This window comes from Nocardia sp. NPDC058497 (assembly GCF_042720195.1).
Taxonomy (GTDB): Bacteria; Actinomycetota; Actinomycetes; order Mycobacteriales; family Mycobacteriaceae; genus Nocardia.
In genome coordinates this window covers 1-1030 of the sequence record NZ_JBHXMY010001064.1, presented here as the reverse complement: position 1 = coordinate 1030, position 1030 = coordinate 1, and the positions used below count along the sequence as shown (strand labels likewise).

The following is a 1030-nucleotide window of genomic DNA, read 5'->3' as shown; positions in this document are numbered from 1 at the left end:
GCGCGCGATATCCCCCCCAGCCGCCGCAACCACACATCCCGGCGCGCGTTGTGCGGGCGCCGCGGGTCGAGGACCGACCTGGGGGCGGTGACTGGTACCGCAACCAGGAGCAGGGTGAAAACAGCCACCCATTTCGCCGCGGTATCACCGCTGCCGGTGACCGCGTAATCGATTGGTACATCGAAGATCTGGGTGCCGACCCAGTCGGTGAGCGGATGCAACGCTGTCCACTTGGCGACTTCGCTCACCGTCCCCTGCGGCAGACCGAAGGTGCGCAGCAACGCGTGCAGCAGCCACACCCCCGCCATCCCGACACCGACCATAACGAACCCGAACCGGAAGAGCACGCGGACCGCCGGGTGCCACCGCTCCACGGCATCCAGCTCGACGTCGCGGCTGACGACCTCGGGCTCCCGCTGAGCCAACACCCCTGTAACCATCCATCACTCCTACGGGTCGAAAGCCTGGCGGGAGAGACGCTATGGCAGCGGACCTGACTGGAAAACCCGGCAAAACCGCTGCCCCCAGCCTTCGGGTTACCTATAATGCGCCGCGTGACCAGCGGGGTACAGGTCGTCCGAGGCACTGGCCGCCGACATGGTGGCTGGTCCAGCCGCTGGGACGGCGCTCCCGCACCCGGTTACGTGGCCAGGACGGTCATCCAGCCGCCTGCTTTCCGTGTCGAATTCAACTATGTTGGTACTCAAGGCATTACAGCTCCACAGGCGGTACGGAGCTGCGGTATCGAATGGGAGAATTACGACGGCTCGCAGGTCGGACCGGCCAAGGTCGGCACGGTGCGCCGAGCGAAGGGGATGGACTTCGCCGCGGTCTTCCACATCACCGAGGAACCGCCGGCCGATCTGAATGATCTGTCCGGCGGTGCCAGGGACCGAGCCGAGATGCACGCCAAACAGCTGCTCGTCGCTGTGAGCAACGCGCGCTCGACGAAGGGCCTGGCCATCCTCGGATGGGAGGAGACGGGGCGACCTCAGTCGGTACCGATGCACAGTCAACGCAGGCGCAGTCC

2 pseudogenes are annotated in these 1030 nt (G+C 66.0%); one reads left to right on the top strand and one right to left on the bottom strand.

The features are described from left to right. Nucleotides 1–440: pseudogene (locus tag ACFWPJ_RS33740) on the bottom strand (hypothetical protein); the annotation flags it as partial. A 114-nt stretch (nucleotides 441–554) separates the two neighbouring features. Between ACFWPJ_RS33740 and ACFWPJ_RS33735 the strand changes: the two are divergent. Then, nucleotides 555–1030, top strand: a pseudogene (locus tag ACFWPJ_RS33735) (hypothetical protein); the annotation flags it as partial.